Origin of the sequence: Humibacter sp., from assembly GCF_051954055.1 — a bacterium.
Lineage (GTDB): Bacteria > Actinomycetota > Actinomycetes > Actinomycetales > Microbacteriaceae > Humibacter.
Map to the genome: position 1 here is coordinate 1 of NZ_JBQCIE010000001.1, position 15,671 is coordinate 15,671.

A 15,671-nucleotide genomic window follows, 5' to 3' on the forward strand; every position below is an offset into this window, starting at 1 on the left:
AATTCGGGGTCGGGTGAGGATGTGCTCGGTGCGGTCGATCGCAAGGACGAGGAGGAGAGCGTCACTGGTGGTGACGCCGACGACGAGGACGCAGGGAGCGGCCGTACCGGGCGCACCGCAGCCCAGCACGAATTGAGAGACACACCCTAGCCAAGCGCGCTGGCGGTCAGACCCAGCGGGGGCCGTGCGGAGTGACCGTGACGGTGCGCGGTTCCTCCGGCGCGTCCTCGTCGGCGTCGGACTCCTCCGCGTCGCCCGCTCCGGTCGGACGATCGATCGCGACGTCGAGCCAGGATTCGGCGACGCCGTCGAGCATGCCGCTTCCCCACTCCACCACCACGACCGAACCGGCGAAGTCGATGTCGAGGTCGTCGAGCTCGAGCGCGGAGCCGAGCCGGTAGGCATCCACGTGCACGAGCGGCGTTCCGCCGTTCAGCGACGGATGCGTGCGGGCCAGCACGAAGGTCGGGCTCGTCACGGGTCCTCGCACGTTCATCGCTTCGCCGATGCCTCTGGTGAGCGTCGTCTTGCCGGCGCCGAGCGGGCCGGACAGCACGACGAGGTCCCCCGCCCTCAGCAGGCGGCCGAGCTCGCGGCCGAACGCCTCCATCTCCTCGGTCGTCGGCACCGTGCGCGTGCCGGCCACGGGCATCCGCCGCGCCGCGTCCGCGCCCGGCACTGCGTCAGGCGCCGACATAACGCCTCGTCACTCGTCTGCCCAGCCTCGTCACGATCTCGTAGCCGATGGTGTCGGCGGCGCGGGCCCAGTCCTCGGCCGACGGGGCGCCGGTCGCCGGGTCGCCGAACAGCACGACGTCGTCGCCGACCTGCACGGGCTCGTCCCCGACGGCGCTCACGATCTGGTCCATCGCCACGCGACCCGCGATCGGATGCCGCTTCCCGCCGATGGAGACCTCCGCGCGCCCGGATGCCTGCCGCGGCACGCCGTCCGCATAGCCGACCGGAACGAGGGCGAGCGTCGTGTCGCGCGGTGCCCGGTAGGTGTGCCCGTACGAGACGCCCTGCCCCTGCGGGATGCGCCGCACCGCGACGACGCGGGAGCGCAGCGTCATCGCGGGGCGCAGACCGAACTCGCTCGGGTCGCGATCCGGGAAGGGAGACACCCCGTACATGGCGATGCCGATCCGCACCGTGTTGTACCTGGCGCGCGGCAGGGTGAGCGCCGCGCCGCTGGCGGCCAGGTGCACGAACTCAGGATCCAGTCCCGCTCGGGCTGCCTGGGCGAGGCCGCGGTCGAACGCGTCGGCCTGCGCGACATCCGACTCGGCATCGGTGCCGGAGAGGTGGCTGAAGACACCGGCCACGCGGTGGAGGCCGGCCTCCTCCGCAGCGCGGGCGGCCCGCACGGCCTGCGGCCAAGCGTCCGGTGCGACGCCGTTGCGGCTGAGGCCGGTATCGAGCTTGAGGTGCGCCACCGCGATACGGCCGGCGCGTTCAGCGGCTGCGGCGAGCGCGTCCAGCTGTGCGAGGGTCGAGACGCCCACCTCGACGTCTGCGGCGAGCGCGGCGTCGAAGTCGGGGTCGGAGTCGTGCAGCCAGGCCAGCACCGGCGCGGTGATCCCGGCGTCACGGAGTTCGAGGGCCTCTGCGAGGTCGGCGACGCCGAGCCGGTCCGCTCCCCCGGTCAGTGCAGCCCGGGCGACTGGCACCGCGCCGTGCCCGTAACCGTTCGCCTTCACGACCGCGATGAGGTGCTCGGTGCCGATCGTGCGCCGCAACGTCTCGACGTTGCCGCGGATCGCGTCGAGGTCGATGACGGCCTCCCGCAGGGGCGTCAGCTCGCTCATCGCGAGCCTCCGGCCGGATCGTCCGTCTCGGCCACCACGAACGCGCATGCCACGCCCGCGTCGTGCGTCATCGTGAGGTGCCACCGCGTGATCCCGCGCGCTGCAGTCTCCTCCGCCACCGAGCCATGCAGCACGAGGCCCGGGTTCCCGTGCTCGTCCGGCACCACCTCGACGTCGGATGCGACGACCACGTCGGCGCGGCCGAGCGCCTTGACCACGGCCTCCTTCGCTGCGAAGCGTGCAGCGAGCGAGTGGATCGGCAACCCGCGTTCGCTCTCGGCGAACAGCCTGGTGAGCAGCTTCGGAGTGCGCGCGATCGCCCGGTCGAACCGCTCCAGGTCGACGATGTCGACCCCGATGCCCGCGATCACGAGCCGCCTCGCGCGCTGCCCCCGGGCATCCGCGTCGCTGCCGCGGCTGCCGCCGTGGAGACTTCGGTTTCGCGGTCGAGACTGCGGTCAAAGACCCTAGTCTCGGCGCGAGAATCATAGCCTCGATGCGAGAACCGTCGTCTCGACGTGCAGACCAAAGTCTCGGCGATTTGGACGGCCGTCCGCCGAGGAAGCACAGGAGCTGCATGCTTCGGGTTGGTTTCGATACGCCCACTGCGCGGGCTACTCAACCGGCGGGAAGGGCGCTGGCGCATCCGCTACTCCACCGTGACCGACTTGGCCAGGTTGCGCGGTTGGTCGACGTCGAGGCCCTTGGCCGTCGCGAGCTCCATGGCGAAGATCTGCAGCGGGATGACCGCGAGCAGCGGCTCGAATAGCGGCGCAGCAAGCGGGATGCGGACGACCTCGTCGGCGAACGGCAGCACGGAGGCGTCGCCCTCCTCGGCGATCGCCAGCACACGGGCGCCGCGCGCACGGATCTCCTGGATGTTCGAGACCACCTTCTTGTGCATCTCGTCGCTACCGCGCGGGCTGGGCACGACGACGAAGACCGGCTGTCCGGGTTCGATGAGCGCGATCGGGCCGTGCTTCAGCTCGCCTGCCGCGAAGCCCTCGGCGTGGATGTACGCGAGCTCCTTGAGCTTCAGCGCACCCTCGAGCGCAATCGGGAAGCCCACGTGCCTGCCCAGGAACAGCACGGCGCGGGTGTCGCTCATCCAGTGCGCGAGTTGCGCGATCGCGTCGCTGGACTCCAGCACGCGCTCGAGCTTGCCGGGGATCGTCGCGAGTTCGTGGAGGTTCGCCGCCTGCTCGGGATCCGTCAGCGTTCCGCGCAGCCTGGCCAGGTGCAGACCGAGCAGGTAGAGGGCGGTGATCTGGGCGACGAACGCCTTGGTGGACGCCACCGCCACCTCGGGTCCGGCGTGCGTGTACACGGCGCCGTCGGACTCCCGCGGGATGGTCGCGCCCTGCGTGTTGCAGATCGACAGCGTCTTCGCGCCGGCCTCGCGGGCGAACTTGACCGCCATGAGCGTGTCCATGGTCTCGCCGGACTGGCTGATCGAGACGACCAGCGTCGACGGCGTGATCACCGGGTCGCGGTAACGGAACTCGTGGCTGAGCTCGACCTCGACCGGGATGCGCGCCCACTTCTCGATCGCGTACGCACCGACCTGGCCGGCGTACGCGGCGGTCCCGCAGGCGATGATCGTGATGCGGTCGATGCCCGTCAGCAGGTCATCGAGGTCCTCGAGCTCCGGGATGACGGCCCGGCCGTCCTGCACGCGGCCGCGCAGGGTGTTGGCGACGGCATCCGGCTCCTCCGCGATCTCCTTCGCCATGAAGCTCGGCCAGCCGCCCTTGTCGGCGGCCGCGGCATCCCACGCCACCTCGAAAGGCTCGACCTCGACGGTCTCGCCAGCGAAGTCGGTCACGGTGACGTCGGTCGGTGTGATGACGACGATCTGGTCCTGGCCGATGGCGACGGCGCGGCGGGTGTGCTCGACGAAGGCGGCGACATCCGATCCGAGGAAGTTCTCGCCGTCGCCCAGGCCGATGACGAGCGGGGAGTTGCGGCGTGCGCCCACCACGACGCCCGGCTGGTCCTGGTGCACGGCCAGCAGCGTGAACGCGCCGTCGAGCCTGGAGACGACCCGGCGGAATGCCTCGGCCAGGTCGCCGGTCGCGCGGTACTCGCGGCCGAGCAGCGCAGCGGCCACCTCGGTGTCGGTCTCGCTGGCGAACTCGAAGCCGTCGGCGGCCAGCTCGTCGCGGAGGGCGGCGAAGTTCTCGATGATGCCGTTGTGGATGACGGCGAGCTTGCCGTCATCGCCCAGGTGCGGATGCGCGTTGCGGTCCGTCGGTCCGCCGTGCGTCGCCCAGCGCGTGTGACCGATTCCGGTGGCGCCGTTGGCGATCGGATGCCTGCCCAGCTCGTCTTCGAGCACGCCCAGCTTGCCGGCACGCTTGGCAACGCCCAGCCGGCCGGTCTCCGCGTCGATCACGGCGACGCCCGCGGAGTCGTAGCCGCGGTACTCCAGCCGCTTCAGACCGCCCAGCAGCACCTCAAGGGATCGGTCGCTGCCGACGTATCCGACGATTCCGCACATGGGGACCGATTCTACCGGCGACTGAGGTGAGAGCTGAGCGCGCTTGCGTGCTCAGCCGAGCCGATGGAGCCGGTCGAGCGCTCGGCGCGACTATCCGTGCTATCGGGGCGCGCCGACCGCGGCGGGGTGCCCTCTAGAATTGATGCCCATGGCCCCGAACGGCGCGACGCAGTCCGCGCGGATCACCCCGTTCGTCGAGCTCGACCGTTCCGCCTGGGCCGAACTGGCCAGAAACACTCGGCAGCCGCTCTCGGAGCTCGAGATCGCTCAGCTGCGCGGGTTGGGCGACACCCTCGACCTCCGCGAGGTCGCCGAGGTCTACCTCCCGGTGAGTCGCCTGCTCAGCATGTATGCGACAGGCACGCAACAGTTGCAGCGCACGACGAGCGACTTCCTCGGCGAGCGCACCGAACGTACGCCGTTCGTGATCGGCGTCGCCGGATCGGTCGCTGTCGGCAAATCGACGACCGCACGTCTCCTGCGTGAGCTGCTCAGCCGCTGGCCCACCACCCCGAACGTGCAGCTGGTCACCACGGACGGGTTCCTGTTGCCGAACGCCGAACTCGAGCGCCGCGGTCTGATGAGCCGCAAGGGCTTCCCGGAGTCGTACGACCGCCGCGCGCTGCTGCGCTTCGTCACGGCGGTGAAGAGCGGGGTCGACGAGGTGCGCGCGCCGTTCTACTCGCACCTGAGCTACGACATCGTGACGGACGCGCAGGTGGTGGTCAGGCATCCGGACGTTCTCATCGTCGAAGGCCTGAACGTGCTGCAGCCCGCCGGCGGCGGCAACCGGCTGGCGGTCAGCGACCTCTTCGACTTCAGCGTGTACGTGGATGCCCGTGCCTCCGACATCGAGCGCTGGTACGTCGAGCGGTTCCTCAAGCTGCAGCGCGGCGCGTTCGCCGACCCGAACTCGTACTTCCACCGCTACGCGAGCCTCACCGAGGAGGAGGCCCGGGCGCAGGCGCTGTCGATCTGGCACGCCATCAACGAGCCGAACCTGCTGCAGAACATCCGTCCGACCCGGTCGCGGGCGAAGCTGGTGCTGCGCAAGGACAGCGACCACACCGTGTCGTCGGTGCTGCTGCGCAAGCTGTAGGCGGCTACAGCACGCGCCGGCTACAGCGCGAGCTGCAGGCGCACCACCTCGGCGAGCTCGTGCGCGTGACGGTCGGCCGTGTCCTGGTCCGCTGCCTCCACCATGACGCGCACCATGGGCTCGGTGCCGGAGGGGCGAAGCAGCACGCGGCCGGTCGAGCCGAGCGCGGCCTCCGCCGACTGCACGGCGCGGGCGATCACGTCGTCCTCGTTCAGCCGGTGGTGGTCGACGCCGCGCACGTTGACCAGGATCTGCGGATACACGGTCATGCAGGTCGCCAGTTCGTGCAGGCCCTTGCCCTTGCGCGCCATCTCGCTCACGAGATGCAGTCCGGTGAGGATGCCGTCGCCCGTCGTGGCGAACTCGCGCATGATGACGTGCCCGGACTGCTCTCCGCCGAGCGAGAAGTCGTTCTCGTTCATCTTCTCGAGCACGTACCGGTCGCCAACGCTGGTCTGCACGACGTCGATGCCGTGCTCCGCCATCGCCAGGCGCAGGCCGAGGTTGCTCATCACGGTGGTGACGAGGGTGTTCTTGTTGAGGACGCCACGCTCGGCCATGCTCAGCGCGAGGATGGCCATGATCTGGTCGCCGTCGACGATGTGGCCGTTCGCGTCCACCGCGAGGCAGCGGTCGGCGTCGCCGTCGTGTGCGATGCCGACGTCCGCACCGTGCGCGACGACCGCCTCGGCCAGCTTGTCGATGTGCGTCGAGCCGACGCCGTCGTTGATGTTGATGCCATCCGGATCGTCGCCGATGACGGTGACGCGAGCACCGGCATCCGTGAACGCCTCCGGCGAGATGCCGGCGGCGGCACCGTTCGCGCAGTCGATGAGCACGTGGATGCCGTCGAGTCGGTGCGGAAGGCTGGCCAGCAGGTGAAGCACGTAGCGGTCTTCGGCATCCGCGAACCGGCGGATGCGGCCCACCTCCGCACCGGTCGGCGTGAGCTTCGGCTTTCCGATCGCGGCCTCGATGCGGTCCTCGACGATGTCGGGCAGCTTCGTGCCGCCGCGCGCGAAGATCTTGATGCCGTTGTCCGGCGCCGGGTTGTGTGAGGCCGAGATCATCACGCCGAAGTCGGCGTCGATGTCGGCGATCAGGAACGCGGCCGCCGGGGTCGGGATGACTCCGGCGTCGAGAACATCGACGCCGGAGCTGGCCAGACCGGCGGCAACAGCCGCCAGGAGGAACTCACCGGAGACCCGCGGATCGCGCGCGACGACGGCGACCGGGCGCTTGCCCTGCGCCCGGCGCGCCTCGGCGCTGCGCCCTTGCCCGAGCACGACGGCGGCCGCCTGGGCGACGCCCAGGGCGAGGTCTGCCGTCAGCTCGCCGTTCGCCAGTCCGCGAACGCCATCCGTACCGAAAAGACGCGCCATTGCAGCTGCGAGCCTTCAGGAACGCCGGATCAGCGCTTCGAGTACTGAGGAGCCTTGCGGGCCTTCTTGAGACCGGCCTTCTTGCGCTCCTTGACCCGCGCGTCGCGGCTGAGGAAGCCGGCCTTCTTCAGGGTCGGGCGGTTGTTCTCGACGTCGATGCCGTTCAGCGCGCGGGCGATGCCGAGACGCAGCGCACCGGCCTGGCCGGAGGGGCCGCCGCCGGTGATGCGGGCGATGACGTCGTAGCTGCCGAGCAGGTCGAGCACCTTGAACGGGTCGGTGATGAGCTGCTGGTGCAGCTTGTTCGGGAAGTAGTCGGCGAACTCACGGCCGTTCACCGTGATGTTGCCGGAGCCCGGAACGAGGCGCACGCGGGCGATGGCCTGCTTGCGACGGCCGACGGCCGCACCGGGAACGTTGAGAACCGGGCGGGGCGCAGCGGGCGCCTCGGTGGCCGGTGTTTCGGTCGTGAAGCTCTGCGGCACGTCCTGGGCCTCGAGCTGGTCGGAGATCTTCGCCACGATGGAATTCAGTCCTTGTCTAAGTCGAGAAGAGTTCTGGTGAGGCCGGCGCTTACTGGGCGACCTGGTCGAAGGAGTACGGCTTCGGCTGCTGAGCCGCGTGCGGGTGCTCGCCGCCCGTGTAGACCTTGAGCTTGCGCAGCTGAGCACGGCCGATCGAGTTCTTCGGCAGCATGCCGCGAACGGCCTTCTCGACGGCGCGAACGGGGTTCTTCTCGAGAAGCTCGGAGTACGAAACGGCCTTCAGCCCGCCCGGATAGCCGGAGTGGCGGTAGGCCTTCTTCTGCAGCGCCTTCTGCCCGGTCAGGGCGACCTTGTCGGCGTTGACGATGATGACGAAGTCACCGGTGTCGACGTGCGGAGCGAACGTCGGCTTGTTCTTGCCGCGCAGGATGGCGGCGGTGTGGCTGGCCAGGCGGCCGAGCACCACGTCGGTGGCGTCGATGACGACCCAGTCGCGCTGGATCTCGGATGCCTTGGGGCTGAAAGTGCGCGTCACAGTAGTGGCTGCTTTCTTGTGTCGTGGTTGGGTTGGTCGTGAATCCCGCTCCGGCGCGGAGTTCCCGCTTCGATGAAGCGCCGAACGCCGCCGATGGAGGGCTCAACTACGGATGCCGCGCCGCAGTCGGCGGACACCAAGGATCAAGCTTACCGGACACCCTGCAACTGCGCGAATCGTCGTCGTTCCTCACAGCACGCGGCGGGCACGAGTCTGCTCGGCGCGGGCCGCGAGCTCCGCGCCGTGCGGGTATCCCACCTCCATGAGCGTGAGCCCTTTCGCCGGCATCACCTTGAACGCGCTGGTCCGCGCCCCGACGTCGCGCAGGAGCGCGAGGTCCTCGCGCGCGAGCTTCCCCTCGCCGACGGCGACGCACGCGCCGACCAGCGCGCGCACCATGCTGTGGCAGAACGCGTCGGCCCTGACGCTCGCGACGAGCACACCATCGGCGCCCCGGCTCCACGCGAACTCCTGCAGCGTGCGGATGGTCGTCGCCCCCTCGCGCGGTTTGCAGTACGCGGCGAAGTCGTGGAGACCGAGCAGGGTGCCGGCGGCGGCATCCATATCCTCCACGTTCAGCACGACCGGGTACCACAGCGTGCTCGACCGGGCCATCGGGTTCTTCGGTGCCGCGGCATCCGCGATCCGGTACTCGTAGCGCCGCCACAGGGCGGAGAAGCGGGCGTCGAACCCCGGTTCCGCCAGCTGAGCCGAGACGATCACGACGTCGGAGTCGGCCGCACCGAGGATGCCCGTGAGCCGCCTGCGCAGGGCGGCAGCGGCATCAGCATCGTCGGCCGCGTTCCGGCGTTTGCGCGGCCGCAGCAGGGCATCCACCTGATCGGGGGTGAGGTCGACGTGGGCGACCTGCCCGAGCGCATGCACCCCGGCATCCGTGCGGCCGGCGACGGTCAGTGTCGGCGCCGGCTCGTGGCGACGGAACAGCATGCGCAGTGCCTCCTCGAGCGCGCCCTGCACGGTGCGCAGCCCCGGCTGCCTGCTCCAGCCGTTGAACCCGGAGCCGTCGTACGCGATGCCGAGACGGATGCGCGTGGCGGCCTCGGCACCCGTCGCGTCCCCGTCCGTCACCCGGTCATTCTAGGGACGGACGGGGCCGGCACCGCGCGCCTGCTTCAGCCCTGGTGTCCGCCCGGCAGCGGGTTGGCGTACACCTGCACCTCGACAAGCCCTGCCGCCCAGTCCGCCTCATTGCCGTTGTGGTCGTTCACGACCTTGGCGACGTTCACCCGTATGTAGCGATAGGAGCCGCTCAATTCGTCGCTCGTGAAGCCCGTGCTGCGGTTGGCGAGTCTGCTCACGATACGTGTCCAGGTGGTGCCGTCGGTGCTCCCTTCGACGGTGTAGCCGCTGTAGGTCTCGGAGCCGTTGTAGCTGCGCCAGCTCAGGTCGACACGGCTCAGGTCGAACGACTGGCCGAGATCCACCTGCCAGGTGAAGGGAACGCTCGTCGGCTGATAGTAGTTCGTGTCGTCGCCGCTGAAGTTCAGGTTGAACACATCGCCGTCGTTCGCGTCACCGGCAGGATGCCCGGCAGCGGCGGCACTCGCGGTCGCCGGCTTGCCCTGCGAGACGAGCTGCGCCGAGGGCCGTTGCGCCAGCCCGGAACGGTGGTCGAACGTGAGCGTCGGTTGGTAGTCCATCGTGACGGCGGGAGCGCCCCCGTTCAGCCCGGTGAAGTGCAGCGGCAGCCAGACATAACTCGACGTGCCCAGAGCCTCAGGGTTCCAGTGGTCACCAAGGTACAGGTACTGGGTGCCGCCCTTCGCGTGCACGGTGAGGATGTTCGCGGGCTGGCTGTAGAACGTCGTGTTGTTGCCTACGGGAGCCAGTGGCGACCATCCGTTCGGGTCGTCGATGTTCTTCGTGTAGGAGTACATCGCCTGGTTCGGGTACCAGCCAGACTGGCTGGAGGTGAACACGAAGTAGTAGTCGCCGGCCTTCACCAGAGCCGGAGCCTCCCGCCGCTGTCCGGCGAACAGCGCATACGAGTTCTGCCAGTCCACGTCGGTGTCCCCGTCGATGAGTCGATAGACCCGCATGTCGGTGCCGTTCTGGGTGGAGACGATGTAGGCGTCTCCGGTGGAGGGATCCTGGTACGCCGTGAAGTCGCGCGAACCGTATCCCCAGAGCTTGTCGGTGCCGGTGTAGGTCGGGTCGGGGTCGGCGCTCGTCACGTGTCCGACACCTGGCCGGAAGTCACGGACGAACGTGTACTCGCCGTCGATCGTCTTGCTGGTGGCGACCATCAGGTGGGATGCCGAGTAGTCGGTCGCGCGCTCCCAGTGCGCCCAGAGCACGAACGTCTTGGACTGGGCGTCGTAGACGATCTTCGGGCGCTCGACCTTGCAGTTCGCCAGCTCCGGCGAGCTCTGCGTGGTGAGCACATCGCGGTCGAACGTCCAGTTCTTCAGATCCTTCGAGCGGTACATGCTGAGCGTCGAGAAGTTCGCGGAGTTGTCCGCCTTGTTCTCGCCGATCCAGTAGTACCAGGAGCCGACCTTGACGACGTCTCCTCCGTGCGCCTGGATGGGCCGGCCCTTCGTGTCGTACCAGGTACGGCCGTTCGGAATGGCCGTGTATCTGGCCGGGTCGAGCTCGATGTCGTAGGCGATCTGGGTGTCGATGCTGGCTGCGCCGTCGCTGAACGCGATCGCGTCGATCGTCTCGGACTGCGAGACCGTGATCGGCCCGGTGTAGGCGGTGCCGTTGGTAGCGGATGCCGTCGAGCCGTCGGTCGTGTAATAGATGGTCGAGCCGGGGGTGGTCGTCGACAGGGACACCGTCTGGGCGTTCTTGTAGATGCCACCGGGAACGCTCGCGGTGGCAGGTGCGACGACGAACGGAGCGGTGTCGACATGCACCGCCCCTGCTGCGATGCCGAACCAGCTGATCACCGGCGCTCCGCTGCCGCCTCCGATCGTCACTTCGAGCTTCTCCGCTCCGGCCGCCGCCTGCGCTGCGGTGACGTCGAACGTGCCCGACGCCATCGCCTTCGACGGGCCGGAACTGCCGCCGGATGCGCTGATCGCCAGACCGGTGGCGATCGGCGTCGTCGTGCCGTCCGCGGCGACCATCGCCACGTTCATGACCCGGTTGTTCCACCACTCCTGGAAGCCGGCCGTGACGGTGTAGGTCCCGGCTTCGAGTGGGAGGTCGTAGACGATCGGCTTGGATGTCGTCCCCGCGCCGAGAGCGTAGAGGCCGGTCGCGTAGGGGTCGGTGCTCGTCGAGGCGTGCTTCGCCACGTACGCGTTGCCGTCGTTCAGGTATCCCCACGTCGCTGTCCCGGTGACCTGCTGGTCTGCGACGCTGTTGCGCAGGCTGCCGTCGAGCGCCTTCGCGACGGCGTCGAACGCGGGAGTCGAGGCGGACATCCCGCTGTCCACGTAGTAGAGAGAGGTCGGCGGGACGACCTGCACCTGCGCCGTCACGCTGAGGCCGTTCACGTCGCCCACGACGGAGTAGCTCTGGTAGGTGCGCTCGAACGTGTAGCCCGTGAGGTTCCAGCTGACGGACTCATTCTGCTGACCGGATGCCGTGTTGACGGCGACCTGGGCAGGCAGTTGCGGTGCCGTGCTTGTGGTCGTCGCGACGACCACAGGCGACACGAGCGACGTCGGGGTCGGATCGGACGCGTTCGCTGCGCCCGGCGCGAGCATGGCGAGCAGCACCGCGGATGTCGCAAGTGCCGTTGCTCCCGTCAGTCCGCGGCGCAGCCTGCTCGTCGGATGTTTGAAGACCGTCGACCTCGTCGTCATCGTGTGCCCCTCTGCACTGCGATCGGTGTCTCGCAGTTGCCCTCGTCGCGCGAGATGTTTACGTAAACATGTCTGAAGCTATCGTCCCGCTCACGCTCGAGGCAAGCATCCGTTCACGCTCGAACGCGGCGGATCATCGCCGAACACGGCGGGGCCGGGCGCACCCCGCGAGGATGCGCCCGGTCCCGATGTCCGTGCAGGCCGCCTATTGGCCGGCTGCCGAGGACGTGATCCGCTCCGGCTGCTTGCCGGACGTGATGCTCATCGTCTGCTCGTCGAACGGCGTCTCGCCGCGAAGCACGCTGCGCACGCGGCTCTTGTCGATCTCGCGCGTCCAGGTGCCGACGAGCACGGTCGCGACCGCGTTCCCGGTGAAGTTGGTCAGCGCGCGTGCCTCGGACATGAACCGGTCGATGCCGACGATGAGACCCACTCCGTCGAGCAGCTGCGGCCGATACACCTGCAGACCCCCGGCGAGCGTGGCCAGACCCGCACCGCTGACGCCGGCCGCGCCCTTGGATGCGAGCATCATGAACAGCAGAAGCGAGAGTTGCTCCCCCAGGCTCATCGGCTTGCCGTTGGCGTTGGAGACGAAGATCGATGCCATGGTCAGGTAGATGGCGGTGCCGTCCAGGTTGAACGAGTAGCCGGTCGGCACCGTGATGCCCACAACCGGCTTCGAGACGCCGAGGTGCTCCATCTTCGCGATCAACCGGGGCAGCGCCGCCTCGGACGACGAGGTGGAGAAGATGATCAGGTACTCCCGCGCCAGGTACTTCATGAGGCTGAAGATGCTGACGCCGCTCACCAACCGCAGCACGGTGCCCAGAATGAGCACGATGAAGAGGATGCACGTGAGGTAGAAGCCGCCCATCATGGTGGCCATGCCGACGAGCGCCTTGCCGCCGCTGGCGCCGACGACGGCAGCGATCGCGCCGAACGCGCCGAGCGGCGCCACCCACATGATCATCATCAGAATGCGGAAGACGAGCGTCTGGGCGACTTCGATCACCGCGAGCACAGGGCGGCCTCGCTCGCCCATCCGCTGCAGCGCGAAGCCGGTGATGAGAGCGATCAGCAGGGCCTGCAGCACGTTGCCGCTCGTCAATGCCGAGAGCAGAGAGACCGGGATGATGCCCAGGATGAAGTCGGATGCCGTCGACGAGTCGCCCGCGGCCGCCTGGTAGTGAGCGCCGGTCAGATCGAGTCCGCTGCCGGGGTTCAGCAGGTTTCCGACGACGAGGCCGACGCCCAGCGCGAACGTCGACATGACGACGAAGTACGCCAGCGCGAGACCGCCGATCTTGCCCACCGTCGCCGCCTTCGCGATCGAGCCGACGCCCAGCACGATGGTGCAGAAGATCACCGGCGTGATCATCATCTTGATCAGGTTGACGAAGCCGGTTCCGATCGGCTGCAGCTCGACCGCGAACTTCGGGAAGATCAGCCCGACGGCGATCCCGGCCACCACGCCGATGATCACCAGTAGATAGAGGAGATGCGATCTGTCCAATCGCTTGGATCGGGTTGGCGTCGTTGCCATGTCGGTTCCTTTGATCTGAACCCGCGCTCCGGCGGGTTGTCCGATGAGGGCCCCATCGTCGCTCGGGTCGACTGCGCTTCGATGCTTGTGGTCATACTGTTCGCGCCGGCGCGACGCCCAAGGCGAGAGAATGACGTGTGATCAAAGGCCTGATCGCACGAAGCAGCATCGCTTCGCGGCTCTTCGCGGTGACACTGGTGTTCGTGCTCGTGCTCAGCGGGCTCGCGCTGATCGGGCTGTGGCTGGATGCGAACCAGCGCGTCGAACAGAACGCCAGGCAGCACACGCAGGCCGTCGCGTCATCCGTCGCGGACGACCCCTACGTGGTGGCCGCGGTTCAAAAGGCTGATCCGTCCGCCACGCTGCAGCCGTACGCCGTGCGGATGATGAAGGACTCGAAAGTCGACTTCATCACGATCATGAGCCCCGCCGGCATCCGGTACACCCACCGCGACCCCGCAGAGATCGGCAAGAAGTACATCGGCACTATCGCGCCGGCTCTCCGCGGGCATCCGCTGACCGAGACCTACACGGGAACCCTCGGCCCGTCGGTGCGCTCGGTCTATCCGGTGTTCGGCGCCGACGGATCGGTCGTGGCACTCGTATCGGCCGGGGTGACCGTCGGCAGCGTCGCCGCGACGGTCAACTCGCAACTGCCGTTCGTGGTCGGAGCCGCCCTCGTGCTGCTGATGCTCGGCGCCGTTGGGGCGATCATGCTGCGTCGCTACCTGAACCGCGTCACCCACGGCATGGGCCCGACGGAGCTCGAGCGCATGTTCTCGTATTACGAGGCCGTGCTGTACTCGGTTCGCGAAGGACTGCTGCTGGTGGATGCCAGCGGAACGGTGACGCTGTACAACGAGCCCGCCGCCCAACTGCTGAACCTGCCGGAGACCGAAGCGCACGAAGGGCGGCGCAGCATCCCGGTCTGCGAACTCCCGGTGCCGGAGTCGCTGCGTGAACTGCTGGCGAGCGGGGAACGTGTCCACGACCTCGTGCAGCTGACGGATGATCGCGTGCTGGTGATCAATCAGGAACCGGCTCAGGCTCCCGGCCGGCCACGGCGACTGCCCTCCCGAATGGGCACGGTCACCACGATCCGGGACCACACCGAGCTGCAGCAGCTGGCCGGGGAACTGCAGACCATGCGAACGCTGGCCGACTCGTTGCGCTCGCAGACGCACGAGTTCTCCAACAAGCTGCACACCATGGTGTCGCTCATCGAACTGGACCGAACGGAGGAGGCCCTCGATTTCGCGACGGAAGAGCTGCAGGTGAACCAGCTCCTAGCTGACCGGGTGGTCGGCGCGATCGACGAACCCGTGCTCGCGGCGCTCGTGCTCGGCAAGACGGCTCAGGCACAGGAACGCGGGGTGCAGCTTCGGCTGAACGTGGAGTCGGCAGACATCCATCCGGCGGTGAACCCGGCCGACCTGGTCACCATCGTCGGCAACCTCCTCGACAACGCGATAGACGCCGCGGCGGAGTCCGCCCAGCCGTGGGTCGCGCTCGACCTGGCCACGCTGACCGCGGGCGACGAACGGATGCTCGTCATCACGGTTGCGGACGGCGGCGCAGGAGTGCCGCCGGAGCAGGTGAACGCCATCTTCGAGCGCGGCTACTCGACGAAGCAGTCGGCTCACAATCGCGGGTACGGCCTCGCCCTCGTCGCGCAGGCGGTGCGCCGCAGGGGCGGCTCGATCCGGCACTCCCCCGGCGATCCGGGCGCGGTCTTCACGGTGACACTGCCGATGCCCGGCGTGCTCACGTCATCCGCGATCGCGGCGCCGACGACCGAGGCGACGGCATCCGATGATTAGCGTGCTCGTCGTCGAAGACGAAGCGATCGCGGCGAGCGCCCACGCCGAATACGTGCGCCGGATCGACGGATTCCGGCTGGCGGGCGTCGCCAGGACGGGCGCGGATGCCCTGCGGCAGTTGCGCGAGGAGCGGCCCGGCGACATCGAGCTGGTGCTGCTGGACATGAACCTGCCGGACATGCACGGACTCGTCGTTGCCGGGCGCATCCGTGCGTCGGGCATCCCCGCCGACATCATCGCTGTCACCGCCGTTCGGGAGCTGGCCATGGTGCGCAATGCGCTGTCGCTCGGAATCGTGCAGTACCTGATCAAGCCGTTCACGTTCGCCACCCTTCGCCACAAGCTGGAGCATTACCTGCAGTTCCGGCAGTCGCTGCCGCAGGGAGGAGCGGCGCAGACGACGCAGGAGGAGGTCGACCGAGCGCTCGCGGCCCTGCGCACGGCGTCGCCGCCGAGCACACCGAAGGGCCTGTCGCCCGAGACTCTGGAACGCGTGAGGACGCTGCTGCGCGCAGGCGACGCCGCCTACTCGGCGACTGAGGTCTCATCGGAGCTGGCTATCTCCCGGGTCACCGCGCGGCGGTATCTCGAGCACCTCGCCGACGATGGCGTGGTCGCCAGGGCGCCGCGACACGGCACTCCGGGTCGTCCCGAGCTCGAGTACCGCTGGGTCTGATGCGCCGGAACGCCGGGACCCGCGCATCCTTCCTCAGGAAGCGC

13 protein-coding genes are annotated in these 15,671 nt (G+C 68.6%); 3 read left to right on the forward strand and 10 right to left on the reverse strand.

Annotated elements, in window-relative coordinates:
- Nucleotides 1-166: 166 nt before the first annotated feature.
- The 4 genes from tsaE to glmS all read right to left on the reverse strand — a co-directional run bounded on the left by tsaE (nt 167) and on the right by glmS (nt 4,308).
- Nucleotides 167-697, reverse strand: coding sequence for a tRNA (adenosine(37)-N6)-threonylcarbamoyltransferase complex ATPase subunit type 1 TsaE (gene tsaE, locus ACTHNC_RS00005; protein WP_440292528.1), 531 nt, complete (start codon nt 695-697; stop codon nt 167-169).
- Nucleotides 684-1,808, reverse strand: a complete 1,125-nt coding sequence (gene alr, locus ACTHNC_RS00010) for an alanine racemase (protein WP_440292529.1) — start codon at nt 1,806-1,808, stop codon at nt 684-686. Before alr ends, tsaE begins: the two co-directional genes overlap by 14 nt.
- Complete coding sequence (locus ACTHNC_RS00015) at nt 1,805-2,179, reverse strand: holo-ACP synthase (RefSeq protein WP_440292530.1); 375 nt, start codon at nt 2,177-2,179, stop codon at nt 1,805-1,807. Before ACTHNC_RS00015 ends, alr begins: the two co-directional genes overlap by 4 nt.
- A 278-nt stretch (nt 2,180-2,457) precedes the next feature.
- The gene (gene glmS / locus ACTHNC_RS00020) at nt 2,458-4,308 is read right to left on the reverse strand and encodes a glutamine--fructose-6-phosphate transaminase (isomerizing) (protein WP_440292531.1); all 1,851 of its coding nucleotides are present in this window, start codon (nt 4,306-4,308) and stop codon (nt 2,458-2,460) included.
- Between the two features lie 148 nt (nt 4,309-4,456).
- On the opposite strand from glmS, the gene coaA reads away from it, so the two are divergent.
- Nucleotides 4,457-5,407 (forward strand): type I pantothenate kinase, encoded by a 951-nt coding sequence (gene coaA / locus ACTHNC_RS00025; protein WP_440292532.1) that lies wholly within the window; start codon nt 4,457-4,459, stop codon nt 5,405-5,407.
- 20 nt (nt 5,408-5,427) lie between these two features.
- Here the strand turns inward: coaA and glmM are convergent, their stop codons facing one another.
- The 6 genes from glmM to ACTHNC_RS00055 all read right to left on the reverse strand — a co-directional run bounded on the left by glmM (nt 5,428) and on the right by ACTHNC_RS00055 (nt 13,131).
- Nucleotides 5,428-6,789, reverse strand: coding sequence for a phosphoglucosamine mutase (gene glmM / locus ACTHNC_RS00030; RefSeq protein ID WP_440292533.1), 1,362 nt, complete (start codon nt 6,787-6,789; stop codon nt 5,428-5,430).
- A gap of 29 nt (nt 6,790-6,818) precedes the next feature.
- Nucleotides 6,819-7,310 (reverse strand): 30S ribosomal protein S9, encoded by a 492-nt coding sequence (gene rpsI, locus ACTHNC_RS00035; protein ID WP_440292534.1) that lies wholly within the window; start codon nt 7,308-7,310, stop codon nt 6,819-6,821.
- 52 nt (nt 7,311-7,362) lie between these two features.
- On the reverse strand, nt 7,363-7,809 hold the full coding sequence (gene rplM, locus ACTHNC_RS00040) for a 50S ribosomal protein L13 (protein WP_440292535.1): 447 nt from the start codon (nt 7,807-7,809) through the stop codon (nt 7,363-7,365).
- 189 nt (nt 7,810-7,998) lie between these two features.
- Entirely contained in the window at nt 7,999-8,898 is a 900-nt protein-coding gene (truA, locus tag ACTHNC_RS00045; protein ID WP_440292536.1) for a tRNA pseudouridine(38-40) synthase TruA, read from the reverse strand.
- 44 nt (nt 8,899-8,942) lie between these two features.
- Complete coding sequence (locus tag ACTHNC_RS00050; protein ID WP_440292537.1) at nt 8,943-11,588, reverse strand: chitobiase/beta-hexosaminidase C-terminal domain-containing protein; 2,646 nt, start codon at nt 11,586-11,588, stop codon at nt 8,943-8,945.
- Between the two features lie 205 nt (nt 11,589-11,793).
- Entirely contained in the window at nt 11,794-13,131 is a 1,338-nt protein-coding gene (locus tag ACTHNC_RS00055) for a cation:dicarboxylate symporter family transporter (protein ID WP_440292538.1), read from the reverse strand.
- Between the two features lie 137 nt (nt 13,132-13,268).
- Here ACTHNC_RS00055 and ACTHNC_RS00060 point away from each other — a divergent pair, with 137 nt between their 5' ends.
- Together ACTHNC_RS00060 and ACTHNC_RS00065 are read left to right on the forward strand one after the other, a co-directional pair.
- Nucleotides 13,269-14,951 carry a sensor histidine kinase gene (locus tag ACTHNC_RS00060; protein ID WP_440292539.1) on the forward strand — a complete coding sequence of 561 codons (1,683 nt, stop codon included), beginning with the start codon at nt 13,269-13,271 and terminating at the stop codon, nt 14,949-14,951.
- On the forward strand, nt 14,944-15,627 hold the full coding sequence (locus ACTHNC_RS00065) for a response regulator (protein ID WP_440292540.1): 684 nt from the start codon (nt 14,944-14,946) through the stop codon (nt 15,625-15,627). The genes ACTHNC_RS00060 and ACTHNC_RS00065 overlap by 8 nt, the downstream gene beginning before the upstream one ends.
- The last annotated feature ends 44 nt before the right edge of the window (nt 15,628-15,671 follow it).

Coding starts and splice junctions, on each gene's coding strand:
- glmS (WP_440292531.1), bottom strand. CDS start 4,308: ATGTGCGGAATCGTCGGATACGTCGGCAGCGACCGATCCCTTGAGGTG.
- alr (WP_440292529.1), bottom strand. CDS start 1,808: ATGAGCGAGCTGACGCCCCTGCGGGAGGCCGTCATCGACCTCGACGCG.
- ACTHNC_RS00065 (WP_440292540.1), top strand. CDS start 14,944: ATGATTAGCGTGCTCGTCGTCGAAGACGAAGCGATCGCGGCGAGCGCC.
- ACTHNC_RS00055 (WP_440292538.1), bottom strand. CDS start 13,131: ATGGCAACGACGCCAACCCGATCCAAGCGATTGGACAGATCGCATCTC.
- ACTHNC_RS00050 (WP_440292537.1), bottom strand. CDS start 11,588: ATGACGACGAGGTCGACGGTCTTCAAACATCCGACGAGCAGGCTGCGC.
- tsaE (WP_440292528.1), bottom strand. CDS start 697: ATGTCGGCGCCTGACGCAGTGCCGGGCGCGGACGCGGCGCGGCGGATG.
- coaA (WP_440292532.1), top strand. CDS start 4,457: ATGGCCCCGAACGGCGCGACGCAGTCCGCGCGGATCACCCCGTTCGTC.
- glmM (WP_440292533.1), bottom strand. CDS start 6,789: ATGGCGCGTCTTTTCGGTACGGATGGCGTTCGCGGACTGGCGAACGGC.